This window comes from Limibacillus sp. (genome assembly GCA_037379885.1).
Lineage (GTDB): Bacteria > Pseudomonadota > Alphaproteobacteria > Kiloniellales > CECT-8803 > JARRJC01.
In genome coordinates this window covers 56,865-76,339 of record JARRJC010000026.1, presented here as the reverse complement: position 1 = coordinate 76,339, position 19,475 = coordinate 56,865, and the positions used below count along the sequence as shown (strand labels likewise).

General features: G+C 66.6%; 9 protein-coding genes. 2 read left to right on the top strand and 7 right to left on the bottom strand.

Annotation, left to right across the window (positions count from 1 at the left end):
• From P8X75_09710 to P8X75_09685, 6 genes are all read right to left on the bottom strand, one after another.
• On the bottom strand, nt 1-668 hold a 668-nt coding region (locus tag P8X75_09710), incomplete at its 3' end, for a phosphate ABC transporter ATP-binding protein (protein ID MEJ1995469.1).
• Nucleotides 669-679: 11 nt separating this feature from the next.
• Nucleotides 680-1,981: a phosphate ABC transporter permease PstA gene (pstA, locus tag P8X75_09705; GenBank protein MEJ1995468.1), complete on the bottom strand. Its 1,302-nt coding sequence runs from the start codon at nt 1,979-1,981 to the stop codon at nt 680-682.
• A gap of 1 nt (nt 1,982) precedes the next feature.
• On the bottom strand, nt 1,983-3,368 hold the full coding sequence (gene pstC / locus P8X75_09700) for a phosphate ABC transporter permease subunit PstC (GenBank protein MEJ1995467.1): 1,386 nt from the start codon (nt 3,366-3,368) through the stop codon (nt 1,983-1,985).
• Between the two features lie 165 nt (nt 3,369-3,533).
• A complete protein-coding gene (locus P8X75_09695; GenBank protein ID MEJ1995466.1) occupies nt 3,534-4,556 on the bottom strand; it encodes a PstS family phosphate ABC transporter substrate-binding protein in 1,023 nt (340 codons plus the stop codon).
• 193 nt (nt 4,557-4,749) lie between these two features.
• On the bottom strand, nt 4,750-6,225 hold the full coding sequence (locus tag P8X75_09690; GenBank protein ID MEJ1995465.1) for an ATP-binding protein: 1,476 nt from the start codon (nt 6,223-6,225) through the stop codon (nt 4,750-4,752).
• A gap of 128 nt (nt 6,226-6,353) precedes the next feature.
• Nucleotides 6,354-8,630, bottom strand: a complete 2,277-nt coding sequence (locus P8X75_09685; GenBank protein MEJ1995464.1) for an NADP-dependent malic enzyme — start codon at nt 8,628-8,630, stop codon at nt 6,354-6,356.
• A gap of 214 nt (nt 8,631-8,844) precedes the next feature.
• Here P8X75_09685 and mutS point away from each other — a divergent pair, with 214 nt between their 5' ends.
• Nucleotides 8,845-11,544 (top strand): DNA mismatch repair protein MutS, encoded by a 2,700-nt coding sequence (gene mutS / locus P8X75_09680; GenBank protein ID MEJ1995463.1) that lies wholly within the window; start codon nt 8,845-8,847, stop codon nt 11,542-11,544.
• 424 nt (nt 11,545-11,968) lie between these two features.
• The gene (locus P8X75_09675; protein ID MEJ1995462.1) at nt 11,969-14,860 is read left to right on the top strand and encodes a [protein-PII] uridylyltransferase; all 2,892 of its coding nucleotides are present in this window, start codon (nt 11,969-11,971) and stop codon (nt 14,858-14,860) included.
• Nucleotides 14,861-14,884: 24 nt separating this feature from the next.
• Here the strand turns inward: P8X75_09675 and gltB are convergent, their stop codons facing one another.
• Nucleotides 14,885-19,471: a glutamate synthase large subunit gene (gene gltB / locus P8X75_09670; GenBank protein ID MEJ1995461.1), complete on the bottom strand. Its 4,587-nt coding sequence runs from the start codon at nt 19,469-19,471 to the stop codon at nt 14,885-14,887.
• Between the last annotated feature and the right edge of the window lie 4 nt (nt 19,472-19,475).

The window sequence follows — 19,475 nt, the reverse complement described above, 5'->3', positions numbered from 1 at the left end:
GTGACGATCACGATGGTGTAGTTTTCGCGCAGTTCGTCGATCAGTTCCTCGACCTTGGCGGTCGCGATGGGGTCGAGCGCCGAGCAGGGCTCGTCCATCAGGATCACCTCCGGGCTGACCGCGATCGCGCGGGCGATGCAAAGACGCTGCTGCTGGCCGCCGGAAAGACCGGTGCCCGGCGCCTCCATCCGGTCCTTGACCTCTTCCCAAAGCCCCGCGCGGCGCAGGGAGCGCTCGACGATCTCGTCCAGCTCGCTCTTGGAATGGCCGATGCCGTGGATGCGCGGGCCGTAGGCGATGTTGTCGTAGATCGACTTGGGGAAGGGGTTGGGCTTCTGGAACACCATGCCGACCCGCGCGCGCAGCTGCACGACGTCCAGGCGCGGGTTGTAGATGTCCTCGCCGTCCAGCGTGATCTTGCCGGTCACGCGGCAGATGTCGATCACGTCGTTCATGCGGTTGAGACAGCGCAGGAAGGTCGACTTGCCGCAGCCCGAGGGCCCGATCAGCGCGGTCACCTCGTTGGGCATGATGTCGAGGTCGACGTCCATCAGCGCCTGCTTGTCGCCATAGTGCACATTGACCTTGTCGCCGACGATCTTGGGCTGACGGGCGCCGGCCGCGCGTGCGGCGGGGGCGCCGCTCTCAAGGGTCTCTACGTTGCTCATAAGCTCATCTCCTACCAGCGGCGCTCGAAGCGCTTGCGCAGCACCACGGCAATTGCGTTCATGAGGATCAGGAAGCCCAGCAGCACCATGATGGCCGCCGAGGTCTTGGCGACGAAGGCGCGCTCCGGACTGTCGGCCCAGAGGTAGACCTGCACCGGCAGCACGGTCGCCGGGTCGGTGATCCCGCCGGGCACGTCGACGATGAAGGCCACCATGCCGATCATCAGAAGCGGCGCGGTTTCGCCCAGCGCCTGGGCCATGCCGATGATGGTGCCGGTCAGGATGCCCGGCATGGCGAGCGGCACGACATGGTGCGTCACCACCTGAAGCTTGGACGCGCCGACGCCCAGGGCCGCCTCGCGGATCGAGGGCGGCACCGCCTTCAGCGCGGCGCGCGAGGCGATGATGATGGTCGGCAGTGTCATGAGCGCGAGCACCATGCCGCCGACCAAGGGCGCCGAGCGCGGCAGGCCGAAGAAGTTCAGGAAGACCGCCAGGCCCAGAAGGCCGAAGACGATCGAGGGCACGGCTGCGAGGTTGTTGATGTTGACCTCGATGAAGTCCGTCAGCTTGTTCTTAGGCGCGAACTCTTCGAGGTAGGTCGCCGTCAGCACGCCCACGGGAAAGGACAGCGCCAGCGTTACGATCAGGGTGAAGAAGGACCCCATGACCGCGCCCCAGATGCCCGCCTGCTCCGGCTCGCGGCTGTCGCCGGTGGTGAAGAAGTCAACGTCGAACCGCACATCAAGCCGGTCTTCGGCTTCGAGCTGGTCGATCCAGGCGATCTCCTGGTCCTTCACGCGGCGATCCTCCTCGGGCACGTCGCGGGAAATCTGGCCTTTGACGAAGGTGTCCACGTCGTCGGAGGTCTTGACCCAGACCCGCTCGGTGCTGCCGATGATCGCCGGGTCGCTCATGGCTCTTTCGCGCAACTCCAGCGGCGCGCCGGAGCTGACCATGCCGAGGAGGGCCCGGCGCTCGGAGCGGCCCGTGGCGTCCGGGAAGATCTTTTGAAGCGACTCGCGCACCAGGGTGCGGTAGTTGGCCTGGCCGATCACCTCGGGGTCGCCGGTGTTCTCCGGGTCGAGCAGCTCCTGCGAGTAGGTCACGTCGATAGCGACATGGGTCGCCCAGAAGGCCGGCAGCCCGCGCGCCACGATGGTCACCAGCAAGAGCCCCAGCATGCCGATGGCGAGGCCGACGGCCAGCATCCCGTAGAACCTGAAACGCCGCTCGGCTGCGTAGCGCTGGGCGATGCGTCTTGAGTTCAACGCCGGGTGGGCGCTCTGCGTGGATTTCGTTTCAACAGCCATGTCAGTCATACTTTTCCCTGTATTTCCGCACGACCCGCAAGGCCACGATGTTGAGCATCAAGGTGACGACGAACAGCACCAGCCCCAGCGCGAAGGCGGCCAGCGTCTTGGCGCTGTCGAACTCCTGGTCGCCGGTCAAGAGGGTGACGATCTGAACGGTCACGGTGGTCACCGCTTCCAGCGGGTTCACCGTCAGGTTCGCGGCCAGACCGGCCGCCATCACCACGATCATGGTCTCGCCAATGGCGCGGCTGACCGCCAGCAGGACCGATCCCACGATGCCCGGCAGGGCGGCGGGCACGATCACCTGCTTGATGGTCTCCGACTGCGTGGCGCCGAGGGCGTAGGCCCCGTCGCGCAGGCTCTGCGGCACGGCGTTCATGACATCGTCGGACAGCGAGGAGACGAAGGGGATGATCATGATGCCCATGACCACGCCCGCCGCCAGCGCGGACTCAGAGGAGACGTCGAGGCCGATGCCCTCGCCCATGCCCCGGAAGAAGGGGGCGACGGTCAGCGCGGCGAAGAAGCCGTAGACCACGGTCGGCACACCGGCCAGCACCTCCAGGATCGGCTTGGCGGTGGCGCGCACCTTGGGTCCCGCGTACTCCGACATGTAGATCGCCGAGAACAGCCCGATCGGCACCGCCACGCACATGGCGATGACGGTGATGACCGCCGTGCCGAGAAAGATGGGAACCGCGCCAAAGGCGCCGGAGGAGCCGACCTGATCGGCGCGCAGGGCCGTCTGCGGGCTCCAGGAGAGACCGAAGAGGAACTCGCTGAACGGCACCTTCTGGAAAAAGCGGATGGATTCGAACAACAGCGAGAGGACGATGCCCGCCGTGGTCAGGATCGCGATCAGGGAGGCGATCATCATGATCACGCTGACGAAGCGCTCGACCGTGTTGCGCGCCCGCAAGGTGGGCGTGATCCGGGTGCGCGCGAAGCCGAGCCCCAGGATGGCCAGGGCGATGCCCACCACCGTCATGGCGATCTGGCTGATCTGCTCCATGCCCTGATAGGCCTCGGCGGCACGCAGCATCTCTGGCGTCGGCTCGCCGCTCACGATGTTGCCAGTCGCCAGATTGACGATGTTGGAGACCATGAGCCGCAACTCGGAGGAGGTCAGGCTCTGGAGTGTCTGAGGGTCCAGTTCTCCGCGCAACGCCCATTCCGCCAGCATGGGCTTGGCGAGCAGCCAGCCCGCCACCAGCAAGAGGGCGGGCACGCCGCACCAGAGCGCGACATAGCTGCCGTAGTAGCTGGGCAGGGAATGCAGCTTCTGCGCTTCTCCGCCGACGGTCGCCACAGCGCGGCTGCGGCCCATCGAATAGCCCACGACCGCCAGGATCAGGATCAGGGCAACGAGAAGGTAGCTAGACATCAAGACCCCACAGGTGCTTGCCGGCTTTCGGCGCGGCCGTTATCCGACCGTCAGGTGCGTTAAAGAAGCTAAGAGAGAAGGAATCAAAGAAAATCTGCGCGTCCTGTCGGAGAACCGGCGGCCGCTTCTGGCGGCCGCCGGCGTCTCGCGGTCTTGCTTGAAGGCTTAGAGGCCTTCGAAGGTCATCAGACCCTGAGCCTGCTCAGCCATGGCCGAACGCTGGGCCTCGGGCAGCGGGATCAGGCCCTTCTCGGGCAGGTAACCGTCCGGACCCCAGGCGCGGTCGGAGGTGAACTCCACCACGTACTCCTTCAGGCCGGGGATCACGCCCACGTGCTCTTTCTTGACGTAGAAGTAGAGCGAGCGGGACACGCCGTACTTGCCGTCGGCGATATTGTCGAAGGTCGGCTCGACGCCGCCGATGGTGGAACCCTGGATCTTGTCGGCGTTCTGATCGAGGAAGGAGAAACCGAAGATGCCCAGGGCATCGGCGTTGGCTTCCAGCTTCTGGACGATCAGATTGTCGTTCTCGCCAGCCTCGATGAAGCGGCCGTCTTCGCGCATGGCGGAGCAGGCCTCGTCCTTGGCGTCACCCTCAAGAGCTTCGACGGTCGGGAAGGACTCGCAGGCCTCTTCCATGACCAGCTCGACGAAGGCGTCGCGGGTACCGGAGGTCGGCGGCGGGCCGAGCACTTCGATCTCACGCGCCGGCAGGTTCGAGTCGATCTCGTTCCACATGGTGTAGGGGTTGTCCACCATCTTGCCGTCCATCGGAACCTGCTTGGCGAGAGCGAGGTAGATGTCCTCTTTGGTCAGCTCGTAGGCGGGAGCGGCCTTGGAATTGGCCAGGACGATGCCGTCGAAGCCGACCTTCACCTCGGTGATGGTGATGCCGTTCTTGCCGCAGGTCTCCACCTCGGAGGCCTTGATGCGGCGCGACGCGTTGGTGATGTCGGGATGCTCCTCACCGACACCCGCGCAGAACAGCTTCAGACCTCCGCCGGAGCCGGTCGACTCAACGACGGGGGTGGGGAAGCTGGAAGTCTTGCCGAAGTTCTCGGCAACCGCGGTGGCGAAGGGGAAGACGGTGGAAGACCCGACGATGCGGATCGTGTCGCGGGCCTCGGCGGCCTGGGCTGCGACGATGGTCGCGGCGGCGACGGCCGCGATGGAAAGGGATTTCTTGATCACGGTGAAACTCCGCTTTGCTGTATATGCCCTTCCGGCGTTCGAACCGCTGATCCCCGGTCTCCCGGAACCTCGACCGCAACGCCGGCTCGGAGTCGATCGACAGCCGACCGACGAGGCGGAAGCTACTGATCAGCAGCTTCTGATTTAAGACAAAACGGTTACAGTTTGATGACAGCGCCTGTGGAGAAGTTCAGGCGGCTGAAGAAGCCTTGTTTTCCGCCGGACTCTGAGTCGCCGACGCCGCTTGCGCCTGCGGCAGGTAGACGGTGAAACGGCTGCCCTGGCCGACCTCGCTCTCGATCTCCAGGATGCCCCGGTGGCGGTTGACCAGGTGCTTGACGATGGCGAGCCCCAGGCCGGTCCCGCCCAGCTCGCGCGAGCGCGCCGGGTCGATCCGGTAGAAGCGCTCGGTCAGGCGCGGGATATGCTCGCGCGCGATGCCCTCGCCCTGGTCGGAGACGCTGACCACCGTCATGGGCCGTTCGAGACGGCGGCCCCTGCGGGTCGTCCCCTCCTCCTGCAGGCTCGCTTCGATGGTGACCCGGCTGCCCTCCTTGCCGTACTTGATCGCGTTGTCGACCAGATTCTGGAAGACCTGGGCGATCTCGTCCTCCTCTCCCGTCACGGTCATGGGCAGGTCGAAACGGCAGTCGAGGGCGATCTTGCGCGCCGCCGCCTTCATCTCCAGGCCATTGACCACGCTGCGCAGCGATTCATCGAGCCGCAGGCACTCGGTCGGCGGGCGGTGCTCCTCCATCTCGATCCGCGAGAGGCTCATGAGATCCGACACCAGACGCGACATCCGCAAAGCCTGCTGGTGCATGATCGCAAGGAAACGGTCGCGGGCCTCGGCGTCGTCCGCCGCCGGGCCGCGCAGCGTCTCCAGAAAGCCGATCAGGCTGGAGAGCGGCGTGCGCAGCTCATGGCTCGCATTGGCCACGAAATCGGCGCGCAGTTGCTCGGCCCGCTTCAAGGACGTCACGTCGTTCAGGGTCAGCACGCTGGTCGCACTCTCGATCGAGGGGCGCGACAGGCGCGCGACCCGCGCCGTCATGTGCTGCTCGACCTTGCCGCGCAGCACGAAGGGCACCACCTGTTCGCCGCCCTCCTCGTTGGCGCGCTCGATGGCCTCGGCCAGCAAGGGGTCGCGCAGCAGGGTGGACACGTCGCGGCCCAACAGCCGCTGGCCAAGCAGCTCCTTTGCCGCCGGGTTCATGCGAACGACGCGCCGCTCGTCGTCCAGAAGCAAGAGAGGTTCGGGCAGGCTGGCGAGAATCGATTCGTTTCCGTCCAGCGCTTCCTGCAACTCGCGGCGGCGGCGCTGCCGCTCTTCGGAGGCCAGCACCAGAACGTCGCGCAGGCCGGTCGCCAGAAGCGCGCCGCCGCGCGACTCCGGCGCCTTGGGCAGCGCATCGACGCCCGGCGGCATGGCGCCGACGGCCTGAATGTAGTCCTGAAGCTCGGCGATGTGACTGAAGTGACGGTATAGAAGGGTCGCAACGCCCAGCACCGCCAGCAGCGCGGCGCCGAAGCCGTAACCGGGGGCGAGGGATCCGCTGGAGACCAGGACCGCGCAGGCGAACAGGAAGGGCGCGCTGAACACGGCGGTCGCGCCGATCCAGCGGCGATACAGCTTCTGCCGGCGCAAGCGCGCGGTCAGGGCCATGGCCTGCCTCTCCCCAGATTTCGAATTGCCGTACGGATCACTCATACGCGAAGATTATCACAATAAAATGACGCCGCCCCAAATTAAGCTTCGGGGCGGCGCCTTTGATTCAAAAGGAGATTCGCCGGTTAGTTGCTGCCCGCCTGCGCCGCGTCATAGGCGGCGAGGGCCGCCGAGGTGACCAGGTCGTTGACGGTCGCCCCCATGGTCACGATCTGCGCCGGTTTGGAGACGCCGATCAGCATCGGCCCGATCACCGTGCCGCCGCCCAGCTTCTGCAGCAGCTTGGCCGAGATGTTGGCGGAATGGAGCGCCGGCATGATCAGCACGTTGGCCGGACCCGACAGGCGGCAGAAGGGATAGAGGTCGCGCATCAGGGCGTAGTCCATGGCGACGCTGGCCTGCATTTCGCCGTCGTACTCGAAGTCGACCTCGCGCGCGTCCATCATCTCCACCGCCTCGCGGATCCGCATCGCCTTGTCGCGCAGCGGCTGCCCGAAGTTGGAGAAGGACAGGAAAGCCACGCGCGGTTCATGCCCCATGGCGCGGGCCTGATCGGCGGACTGAATCGCGATGTCGCAAAGCTCCTCGGCTGTCGGCACCTCGTGGACCGAGGTGTCGGAAATGAAGACGGTGCGGTTGCGGCGCACCACGATCGAAAGCCCGAAGGCCCGGTGTCCGGGCTTGGGATCGACCGCGCGGAAGACGTCCTGAAGGCAGATGTTGAAGGCGCGGGTGACGCCCGTGACCAGCGCGTCCACGTCGCCGTTGGCCAGCATGCAGGAACCGAAGACGTTGCGGTCCTGATTCACCAGCCGCTGACAGTCGCGGTAGAGCAGGCCCTCGCGTTGCTGACGCTCGTAGAGGAACTTGGTGTACTTCTCGTTCTTCTCGGAGACGCGCGCGTTGTGGATCTCCAGCGATTCGTGGGAGACGCCGATGGACTTCATCGTCTCCTTGATACGGTGTTCGCGTCCGATCAGCACCGGGGTGCCGTAGCCCGCCTGCTCGAAGGCGATGGCCGCGCGGATCACCCGCTCCTCCTCGCCTTCGGCGAAGCAGACGCGCTGCGGGTTCTCGCGCACCCGGTCGAAGATGGTCTGCAGCGCCGCCGCCGTCGGGTCGAGCCGGGCGGAGAGCTCCTTGGCGTAGAGCCCCATCTCCTCGGGCGGCTTGCCGGCGACGCCGGTTTCCACCGCCGCCTTGGCGACCTCGCCCGGCACGGCCACGATCAGGCGCGGATCGAAGGGCGTGGGAATGATGTAGTCACGGCCATAGCGCAGGCGGCGGCCGGAATAGGCGGCGTCCACCTCGTCGGGCACGTCTTCGCGGGCCAGCTTGGCGAGCGCCTGGGCGGCCGCGACCTTCATCTCCATGTTGATGGTGCTGGCGCGCACGTCGAGCGCCCCGCGGAAGATGTAGGGGAAGCCCAGCACGTTGTTGATCTGGTTGGGATAGTCGGAGCGGCCGGTGGCGACGATGGCGTCCGAGCGGACCTCGGCGATGTCCTCCGGCGAGATCTCCGGATCGGGGTTGGCCATGGGGAAGATGATCGGGTCCGCCGCCATGGAGGCCACCATCTCCTTGGTCACCGCGCCCTTGACGGAAACGCCGAAGAAGACGTCCGCGCCCTCCATGGCCTCGGCCAAGGTGCGGCGGTCGGTCTTGGCGGCATGCGCCGACTTCCACTGGTTCATGCCTTCTTCGCGGCCCTGATAGACCACGCCGCGGGTGTCGCAGAGCAGCACGTTGTCGTGCGGGATCCCCAGGCCCTTTACGATCTCGGCGCAGGCGATGCCGGCGGCCCCGGCGCCGTTGACCACCATGCGGAGGTCTTCGATGTTCCGGCCGGTCAGGTGGGCCGCGTTGATCAGGCCCGCGGCGGCGATGATCGCCGTGCCGTGCTGATCGTCGTGGAACACGGGGATGTCGAGGATCTCCTTCAGGCGCTCCTCGATGATGAAACACTCGGGCGCCTTGATGTCTTCGAGGTTGATGCCGCCGAAGGAAGGGCCGAGGAAGCGCACGCAGTTGATGAACTCCTCCACGTCCTCCGTATCGACGCAGAGGTCGATCCCGTCGATGTCGGCGAAGCGCTTGAACAGAACGGCCTTGCCCTCCATCACCGGCTTGGAGGCGATGGCGCCGAGGTTGCCCAGGCCCAGCACCGCCGTGCCGTTGGAGACCACCGCGACCAGGTTGCCCTTGGCGGTGTAGTCGTAGGCCTTGGAGGGGTCGTCCTTGATGCGCAGACAGGGCTCGGCGACGCCGGGCGAGTAGGCGAGCGACAGCTCGCGCTGCGTGGTCAGCGGCTTGCTGGCCGTGATCTCCAGTTTCCCAGGGCGCCCCTGGGCATGGAACAGCAGGGCCTCCTCATAGAGGCGTTTGCTCTTGTCATCCGCCATGGCTTATCAGCGTTTCCTCAAATGTATGCTTATTGAGCGGCTTTTGGCGGTCATCCTAGGTGGTCCGGCAGGAAAGGCCAAGGCCCAAGCGGCCCTTGCGGGGGCTGGCGGGAAAAGGGCGCTCTTCCGGTTTCTTAACGGCCCGGGCTTCGTGCTAGGCTCGCGCTCCGATCCGCTTAACAGCGCCCTTTTTAAGAAACGCGAGACCGACCCCTTGCCCGACGCCGTGACAGACAAATCCGATAAGACCGGCGCCGGGAAGAGCGGGCAGGCCGCCGTCACGCCGATGATGGCACAGTTCCTGGCGATCAAGGAGGCGCATCCCGACTGCCTGCTGTTCTACCGCATGGGCGACTTCTACGAGCTGTTCTTCGAGGACGCGGTGGCGGCGGCGGAGGCGCTCGACATCACCCTCACCAAGCGCGGCCAGCATCAGGGCGAGGAGATACCCATGTGCGGGGTGCCGGTCCACGCGCATGAAGCCTATCTGTCGCGCCTGATCCGCAAGGGCTTCCGCGTCGCCGTCTGCGAGCAGATGGAAGACCCGGCGGAGGCCAAGAAGCGCGGCTCCAAGGCGGTGGTGAAGCGCGAGGTGATCCGCATCGTCACGCCGGGCACCATCACCGAAGAAGAGCTGCTGGAGTCGCGCCGCAACAACTATCTGGCGGCGCTGGCCGACGCGGGCGGCGCGCTGGGCCTCGCCTGGCTGGAGATATCGACCGGCGACTTCTCGGTGGAGGCCGTCGAGAAGGCCGAACTGGCCGCCGCTCTCGCCCGGGTCGCGCCCAAGGAGCTGCTGCTGCCCGAACGGCTCTTGCCGCTGGTCGAGGAACTGGGCCTGGATCAGGAGGAGCGCGCGGCCCTCGCCCCGCTCCCCTCCGCGCGCTTCGACAGCGAGAACGGGCGCAAGAGGCTGGAGACCTTCCTGGGCACCGGGGCATTGGACGCCTTCGGCGCCTTCACCCGGCCCGAGATCGCGGCCTGCGGCGCGCTTCTCGACTATGTCGAATTGACGCAGAAGGGAAAGCTGCCGCGCCTTTTGCCGCCGCGCCGGGTCGACCACGGCTCCGTTCTTTCCATCGACGCCGCGACGCGGCGCAACCTGGAACTGATGGAAACGCTTTCGGGCGAGCGGCGCGGCTCCTTGCTGGCGACGGTCGACCGCACCGTGACGGGCGGCGGCGCGCGCCTGCTCGCCAAACGGCTCTCCGCGCCGCTGGCGGAAAAGGCCGGGATCGACCCGCGTCTGGACGCCGTGGACTACCTGCTGACGGCCGAGGACCTGCGCTCGGCGGTCCGGAAAGCCTTGCGGGCCGCGCCCGATCTGGAGCGCGCGCTGTCCCGCCTGACGCTCCAGCGCGGCGGGCCGCGCGACCTCGCGGTGGTGCGCGACGCGCTGACCCAGGCGGCGCAGATTCAAGGACTGCTGGCCGAGGCCGGAGCGAAAGAGGCGCTGCCACCCATGCTTTCAGGCTGCCAGAGCCGCCTGGGCGGCCAGGACGCCCTGATCGACGAGCTGGAGCGCGCGCTGGACGCCGAGCTGCCGCCCCAGGCGCGCGACGGCAACTTCATCGCGCCCGACTACGCGCCGGACCTGGACGAGCTGCGCGGCCTGCGCGACGAGAGCCGCCGCCTGATCGCCGGGCTGCAATCGGGTTATCAGAGGGAAAGCGGCGTCTCCTCCCTGAAGGTGCGCCATAACAACGTGCTCGGCTACTTCATCGAAGTGACCGCCGCCAACGCGGAGAAGATGCCGCGCGGCGAAGACAGCCCCTTCATCCACCGCCAGACCATGGCGAACGCCGTGCGCTATTCCACGGTCGAGCTGGGTGAGCTGGAGCAGAAGATCGCCAGCGCAGCCGACAAGGCGCTGGCGCTGGAGATGGAGATCTTCGCGCGGCTCGCCCAAGAGGTCCTGGCCGTGGCGGCAGACCTGGGCGAGGTGGCCGCCGCCCTCGCGGAGCTCGATCTGCAGGCGGCGCTGGCGGAACTTGCGGCGGCTCGGAGCTGGTCGCGCCCGCACCTGACCGAGGGCCTGGAGTTCGAGATCGAGGGCGGGCGCCACCCCGTGGTCGAGGAGGCGCTGGAGGCTCAGCAGGAAGGGCCCTTCGTCGCCAATGACTGCGACCTCTCGCCGGACCGGCGGCTCTGGCTCGTGACCGGCCCGAACATGGCGGGCAAGTCCACCTTCCTGCGCCAGAACGCGCTGATCGCGATCCTGGCGCAGATGGGCTCCTTCGTCCCGGCGGCGCGCTGCACGCTGGGTCTAGTGGACCGGCTGTTCAGCCGGGTCGGCGCGGCGGACGACCTGGCGCGCGGGCGCTCCACCTTCATGGTGGAGATGGTCGAGACAGCGGCGATCCTCAATCAGGCGAGCGCGCGTTCTTTCGTGATCCTGGACGAGATCGGGCGCGGCACCGCCACCTTCGACGGGCTCTCCATCGCCTGGGCGGCGATCGAGCAGCTGCACGAGGGCAATGGCTGCCGCACCCTCTTCGCCACCCACTACCACGAGCTGACCGGCCTGACCGCCCGGCTCCCGGCGCTGACCTGCCACCACATGCGGGTCAAGGAGTGGGAGGGCGAGGTGATCTTCCTGCACGAGGTGGCCGAGGGCGCCGCCGACCGCTCCTACGGCATCCACGTGGCCAAGCTCGCGGGCCTGCCGCCCCAGGTCATCGCCCGCGCCGAGGAGGTGCTGGCCCAACTGGAGCAGGGCGAGCAGGCCGGGACGCTCGCGCGTCTCGCCGACGACCTGCCGCTCTTCTCCGCGACGCCCGCGCGGGCGCCCGCGGCCCCCGAGGCCTCAGCGCTGGAAGTGCGGCTCGCCGCCGCCAACCCGGACGAGCTCAGCCCGCGCGAGGCGCTGGAACTACTCTACGAGCTGCGCGGCCTTCTAAAGGATAAAGGCTAGCGAGCGGGGCTACTCAAGCCGGGGGTTCGAGGAGATGAAACGGTAACCCGGGGTCTTCATCGCGGACGACCCCAAAAACTTCAAGGCCAAGATCGGCGAGTTGCTGCAGGAGGATAACCCCCAACCCTGCGGTCGTGACCCCGAAGCGCTGGCCCGGCTTCGTTGGGAGGCTTGCCTGGCACCCATGCTCGCCGCCATGGAGACACTGTAATAAGGTGGCCCTCCAGGGCGGCCCCGCCGCAAAGCCGCCATCGGCAGACGCACAAAGGAACTGCGGCGAAAGCGGCCAAGTTCGGCCTGGCGCCGGAGAAGAAGCAACTCTTCCGGACCGAAGGCGGCCGGACCAACCGGCATTGAGGAACGGAGACTGGCGCGTCGGCGAAAAGGGGGTCACATTCTGCTTCAGCGCCCCATCTAGTATGCTATGAGCGTTTTGGAGAATCAGGCGACCAGCACCACCCTGCTCGACAGCGATCCCGTGACGGAGGTTTCGGGGCGCCGGGCCGTCGTGCATCGCGCAGCGCTGGAAGGCGCGCTTCGCGATATCGCCGAGCGGGACCTGCCGCGCGGCGAGCAGCGCGCGCAGACGCTTGGCGCCCTGCGCGAGGCCTTGGAGAAAGGGCGGGGCGAAGTCCGGCGCCGCTTCGAGGAAGGCGACGCCGACGGGCACGAGACCGTGCGCGCCAACTGTTTCCTGATCGACCAGATCCTCCGCGTGATCTTCGACCACGTGACCCAGCGGCTCTATCCGCTTCCCAACCCCTCCAAGGGCGAGCGGCTGTCGCTGGTGGCCACCGGCGGCTACGGGCGCGGCGAACTGGCGCCCTATTCCGACGTCGATATCCTCTTCCTCTTTCCCTACAAGCTCACGGCGCGCAGCGAGCAGGTGATCGAGGAGACGCTTTATTTCCTCTGGGACCTGAACCTCAAGGTGGGGCAGGCCGCGCGTTCAATCGACGACTGCCTGCGCCAAGCCCGCGCCGACGTCACCATCCGCACCGCGATGCTGGAGATGCGCTACCTCTGGGGCGATCAGGCGCTCTATCAGGAGTTCAAGAAGCGCTATCAGGAAGAGGTGCAGGGCCAGGACCCGGCGAAGTTCATCGAGGCCAAGCTGACCGAGCGCGATCTGCGCCACGCCAAGCACGGCTCCTCGCGCTACATCCTTGAGCCCAACATCAAGGAGGGCAAAGGCGGCCTGCGCGATCTGCACACGCTGTTCTGGATCGCCAAGGACGTCTACCGGGTGGACGACGTCGGCCGCCTGGTCGAGAAGGGCGTTTTCACCCGGACCGAGGTGCGCAAGTTCGAGAAGGCCCAGGCCTTCCTCTGGACGCTGCGCTGCCATCTCCACTACGTCAGCAACCGGGGCGAGGAGCGCCTGACCTTCGACCTGCAGAAGGCGATCGCCGAGCGCATGGGTTACGCCGCGCGCGGCGGCCTGCAGGACGTGGAGCGGCTGATGAAGCACTACTTCCTGGTCGCAAAGGATGTCGGCGACCTGACCCGCATCCTCTGCGCGGCGCTGGAACATGAACACCACCGCCGCTCGCGCTTCCGCCTGCCCAGCCTCGGCCGCAAGCGTTCGGTTGGCGGCTTCCCGCTGGAGGGCGACCGCCTCAACGTGAAGGGGCCGGAAAGCTTTACCGAGAACCCGCGCAACCTCTTGAAGATCTTCAAGGTGGCGCAGGACCACGATCTGGACATCCATCCGGAAGCGCTGCAACTGATCTCGCGAAACCTGAAGCTGATCGACAAGAAGCTGCGCGAGGACAAGAAAGCCAACCGGCTGTTCCTCGACATGCTGTCCTCGCCGAAGGATCCGGAGCGGACCCTGCGCCGCCTCAACGAGGCCGGGGTCTTCGGGCGCTTCCTGCCCGACTTCGGGCGGGTGGTCGCGCAGATGCAGTACAACATGTACCACCACTATACGGTGGACGAGCACACCATCTTCGCCATCGGCATCCTTCACGCCATCGAACAGGGCCGCCTGAAGGAAGAGGCGCCGATCGCCAGCGAGGTGGTCCACAAGGTGCTCTCGCGCGAGGTGCTCTACACTGCCGTGCTGCTGCACGACATCGCCAAGGGGCGGCCCGGCGATCATTCCATCGTCGGCGCCGAGGTGGCCGAGAAGGTCTGCCCGCGTCTCGGGCTCTCCGCCGAGGACACGGAGACGGTGGCCTGGCTGGTGCGCTACCACCTCTTGATGAGCGACACCGCCTTCCGCCGCGACATCAACGACCTGAAGACGATCCGGGATTTCGCCGACAAGGTGCAGTCCATGGAGCGCCTGCGCCTCTTACTGGTCCTGACCGTTGCGGATATCCGCGCCGTGGGGCCGGGCACCTGGACCGCCTGGAAGGCGGCGCTGCTGCGAGACCTCTATTGGCAGACCGAGGAGGTGCTCGCCGGCGGCTTCGCCACGGAAGGACGCGAGAAGCGAATCGACGCGGCGAAACAGGCGCTGCGCGACGAGCTGACCGACTGGCCGGAAAAGGAGGTGGAGACGCACCTCCGGCGCGGCTATGCCTCCTACTGGCTGTCCTGCGACACGCCCACCCATCTGCACCACGCCCGCCTGATCCATCAGGCCGAGCAGCGCGGCCAGCCGCTCACCATCGACACGCGCGTCGATGAATACCGGGGGGCCACGGAAGTCACGGTCTACACCGCCGACCACCCCGGCCTTTTCAGCCGCATCACAGGCGCCATGGCCGTGGTCGGGGCCTCGATCGAGGCGGCCCGCATCTTCACGCTGTCGAACGGAATGGCGCTGGACGTCTTCTACGTACGTACGGCCGAGGGCAAACCCTTCGACCGTCCGGACAGGATCGCCCGCTTGGCCTCGGCCATCGAACGCTCGCTCGAGGGCAAGCTGCGCCCGCTCAGCGAGCTGCGGCAGCGTCAGGGCTCGATCCCCAGCCGACTCAAGGTTTTCAAGGTGCCGCCGCGCGTCCTGGTCGACAACAAGGCCTCGAACCGCCACACCATCATCGAGGTGAACGGCCGTGACCGGCCTGGCATCCTCTTCCAGGTCACGCTGGCCCTCAGCAAGCTGGGGCTGATCATCCATTCGGCGATGATTTCGACCTACGGCGAGAGCGTGGTGGACGTCTTCTACGTACGCGATGCGCTCGGCGGCAAGATCACCGACGACTCCAAGGTGAAGCGCATCCGCGAGAAGCTGATGGAAGCGCTCAGCGACCCGGAGTGCAAGCCGGACGACCTCAAGAAGGCGCGCGCCAAGAAGAGCCCGGCGAAAGCCAGGTCCAACCGGTCCGCCAACAGCCGCAAGAAGCCCTCAGCCGCAGAATAGTCCGGCGCCCGGGAAGGTTTCAAATCAAGCCTGCTTGGCGTCTTCTTCGGAGACGGGAACCTCGAGCCGGCCCAGCATCTCGCGCGGAACAATCTGCCAGAAGCGCTTCACTTCGCGGTCCCAATCCAGCAGCAGCCGCTCGGCAAAGCGCGACAGGGTCTCCTTGGCGTGGCGCTGCACCAGATCCTTCAGGACCTCTTCATAGTGCTGAACCTGAATGCGCTGGCAAATGACGCTGTCCGGGTTGATGCGTACGGGCAGGACGTTCTCCGGGTCGTAGATGAAGGCCATGCCTCCGGTCATGCCGGCGGCGAAGTTGTAGCCGACCTTGCCCAGGATCACGACGGTGCCGCCGGTCATGTACTCACAGCCGTTGGACCCGCAACCCTCGACCACCGCGACCGCGCCCGAATTGCGCACGCAGAAGCGCTCGCCCGCCTGGCCCGCGGCGAAGAGCTCGCCTGCCGTGGCGCCATAGAGCACCGTGTTTCCGATGATGGTGTTTTCGTTGCTTTCCAGCGGGCTGGAAGTCATGGGGTGCACCACGATGGAGCCGCCCGAAAGGCCCTTGCCGACATAGTCGTTGGCGTCGCCGAAGACTTGCAGCTTCAAGCCCTGCACCGCCCAGGCCCCCAGGGACTGGCCGGCCGAGCCGCGCAGGCGGATCGTGACATGGCCCGGCGCCAGGCCGGTCATGCCGAACTTCCGGGTGATGTGGGAACTGAGTCGCGTACCGATGGCACGCTGTACGTTCCGGATGTTGTACTGGAGCTGCATCTTCTCGCCGTCGCGGAACAGCGGCTCGGCGTCCTTGATGATCTGGGCGTCCAGGGTGTCGGGCACGCTGTTGCGCTCTTCCTGAGTGCAGATCACCGGCAGGTCGTGCGATTCGGCCGTGACCAGCAGCGGATTCAGGTCCAGATCGTCGAGGTGATCGGCGCCGCGGCTGACCTGCTTCAGAAGATCGGTCCGGCCGATGATCTCGTCCAGGCTGCGCGCGCCCAGCTCGGCCAGGATCTCGCGCACCTCCTCGGCGATGAAGGAGAAGAGGTTGACCACCTTCTCCGGCGTGCCGGTGAACTTCTCGCGCAGGCGCTCGTCCTGCACGCAGACGCCGACGGGGCAGGTGTTGGAGTGGCACTGGCGCACCATGATGCAGCCCATGGCCACCAGGGAGGCGGTGCCGACGCCATACTCCTCGGCGCCCAGCAGCGCGGCGATCACCACATCGCGGCCGGTCTTGATGCCGCCGTCGGTGCGCAGGCGCACGGTGTTGCGCAGACGGTTCAGGGTCAGCACCTGATGCACCTCGGAGAGGCCCATTTCCCAGGGGATGCCCGCGAACTTGATGGAGGTCTGGGGGCTCGCCCCGGTGCCGCCGTTGTGGCCCGAGACGAGGATCACGTCGGCCTTGGCCTTGGCCACGCCCGCCGCGATGGTGCCGATGCCCGAGCGCGCCACCAGCTTCACGCAGACCTTGGCGATCGGGTTGATCTGCTTCAGGTCGTAGATCAACTGGGCCAGGTCCTCAATCGAGTAGATGTCGTGATGGGGCGGCGGAGAAATGAGCATCACCCCGGGCGTCGAGTGGCGCAGCTTTGCGATCATCTCGGTCACCTTGAAGCCGGGGAGCTGCCCGCCCTCGCCGGGCTTTGCGCCCTGGGCCACCTTGATCTCGATCTCGCGGCATTGGTTCAGGTACTGCGCGGTGACGCCGAAGCGGCCCGAGGCGACCTGCTTGATCGCCGAGTTCTCGTTGTCGCCGTTGGGGTGCGGCTTGAAGCGCTTGGGGTCTTCGCCGCCCTCGCCGCTGTCGGACTTCGCGCCGATGCGGTTCATGGCGATGTTGAGAACGCCGTGCGCCTCGGGCGAGAGCGCGCCCAGCGACATGCCGGGCGTGACGAAACGCTTGCGGATGGCGGTCACGGACTCGACCTCCTCCAGCGGGACGGAGGTCATGCCCTCGTCCTTGAAGTCGAGCAGATCGCGCAGCGCCGTGGGCGGCGCCTGGCGCAGACCTTCGGAGTACTTCTTGAACAGCGAGTAGGAGTCCGTCGCCACGGCCTCCTGCATCATGTGGATCATCTTGGCCTGCCAGCCATGGGTCTCGCCGCCGCGGCGGTAGCGGTAGAAACCGCCCACGGGCAGGGTGACCACATCCTCGCGCCAGGCCTTGGCGTGCATCTCCAGCGCCTTTTGCTGGATGCCGGTCAGGCCGATGCCCGAGATGCGGCTGGTCATGCCGGGGAAGTACTCGTCGACCAGCGTGCGCGAGAGGCCCACGGCCTCGAAATTGCAGCCGCCGCGGTAGGAGGAGATGACCGAGATGCCCATCTTGGACATGACCTTCAAGAGGCCCTCGTCCATCGCCTGCTTGAAGCGCTGGAGGGCGTCGGCCAGGGTCATGTCGCCAAAGAGGCCGCGCTCCAGCCGGTCGGCGATTGCCTCCTGCGCCAGATAGGCGTTCACCGAGGTCGCGCCCACGCCGATCAGCACGGCGGCATAATGTACGTCGATACACTCAGCCGTACGCACGTTCAGGGAGGTGAAGGTCCGGAGCTTCTGGCGCAGCAGGTGCGTGTGCACTGCGCCGGTCGCCAGGATCATGGGGATGGCCACCCGGTCCGGGCTCATGCCCTCGTCGGTCAGCACCACATGCTCCTTGCCGGCGCGCACGGCGTCTTCCGCCTCCTTGCGCACGCGGGCCAGGGCGTCGCGCAGAGCGAGGTCGCCGCCCTTGGCGTCGAAGGTGCAGTCGATGTCGCTCGCCGTGTCGCCCATGTAGCTGCGCATGGCGTCGAACTCGGCGTTGGTCAGGACCGGCGAGCTCAGTTGCAGCAGCCGGCACTGGCTTTCGTCCTCGTCCAGGATGTTGCCGAGGTTGCCCAGGCGCGTTTTCAGCGTCATGACGGCCCGCTCGCGCAGGGAGTCGATGGGCGGATTGGTGACCTGGCTGAAGTTCTGCCGGAAGAAGTGGTGCATCCCGCGGTAGCGGTCGGAGAGCACGGCGAGCGGCGTGTCGTCGCCCATGGAGCCGACAGCCTCCTTGGCGTCCTCGACCATGGGGTGGAGGATCAGCTCCATGTCTTCCATGGTCAGGCCGAAACAAAGCTGGCGGCGGCGCAGTTCGTCGCGCTCAAGCTGACGCTGTTCGCCCTTGGCCGCCTGGCGGACGAGCGTGTCGAGAACGGTCGTGCTCTCGATCCAGCGGCCGAAGTCCTGCTGGCGCGAAAGGAAGTCCTTGAGCTCGCGGTCGTGATAGAGGCGGCCGAGCTTCAGGTCGACGGCAAGCATCTCGCCGGGGCCGATGCGGCCCTTCTCCACCACGTTCTGTTCGTCGATGCGCACCATGCCTGTCTCCGATCCGGCGAAGAGCAGGCCGTCCTTGGTCAGGGTGTAGCGAAGCGGGCGCAGTCCGTTCCGGTCGAGGCCGGCCAAGGCCCAGCGTCCGCCGTAGCCGCAGATCGCCGCCGGGCCGTCCCAGGGCTCCATCACCGCGTTGCAGTAGGCGAGCAGGTCCTTGTGCTCCTGCGGCATGGACTCCTCATCGCGGATCGCCTCGGGGATCATCATGGTCTTGACCATGGGCAGATCGCGACCGGCGCGCACCATCAGCTCGAACACCGCGTCCAGGGCGGCGGAATCCGAGGAGCCCGCCTGGATCACCGGCTTCAGGTCTTCGATGGTGTCCTGGAAGGCGGTGGAGGACATGCGGCACTCGTGGGCCTTCATCCAGTTGGTGTTGCCCTTGATGGTGTTGATCTCGCCGTTGTGCGCCAGCACCCGGAAGGGCTGGGCCAGCCACCATGTCGGGAAGGTGTTGGTCGAGTAGCGCTGATGGAAGATGGCGAAGTTCGAGGTGAAACGCGCGTCCTTCAGGTCCGGATAGAAGGTGTCGAGCTGCTCGGCAAGGAACATGCCCTTGTAAATGATCGAGCGGCAGGAGAGCGAGCAGATGTAGAAGTCCTTGATCGACTCCTCGTTGATCGCCCGTTCGATGCGGCGGCGGATGACATAGAGATTGGTCTCGAAGTCGGCGTCGCTGGCCCCTTCGACGTTGGAGATCATGACCTGTTCGATCTCCGGCCGGGTGGCGTTGGCCTTCTCGCCGATCACATCGGTGGCGACCGGCACCTGCCGCCAGCCGTAGATGCGGTAGCCGTAGTTCAGGATCTCGCGCTCCACGATGACGCGGCAGCGCTCCTGCGCGGCCTGGTCGGTGCGCGGCAGGAAGACCATGCCGACGCCGATCAGCTCGCCGTGGTGTTCATGCCCGGTGCGCGCGATGTGCTCGCGGAAGAAGCCCTGGGGAATCTGCACGTGGATGCCGGCGCCGTCGCCGGTCTTGCCGTCGGCGTCCACGGCGCCGCGGTGCCAGACGGCCTTCAGCGCGTCGATGGCGGCCTGCACCACTTCGCGGCGCGGCTTCCCGTCCACGGCGGCGACCAGGCCGACGCCGCAGGAGTCCAGCTCGTCCTCATGCCGGTAGAGGCCCTTGTCGTTCAGGTGCCGGGCGGTTTCCTGCCAGCGGCGTGCGAAGTCCTCTCCGCTTTCGCGGACCTCGAGCTTGCGGCCCTGGGAGGAGCTGATGGGGATCAGGGGCTTGTTCATGGCG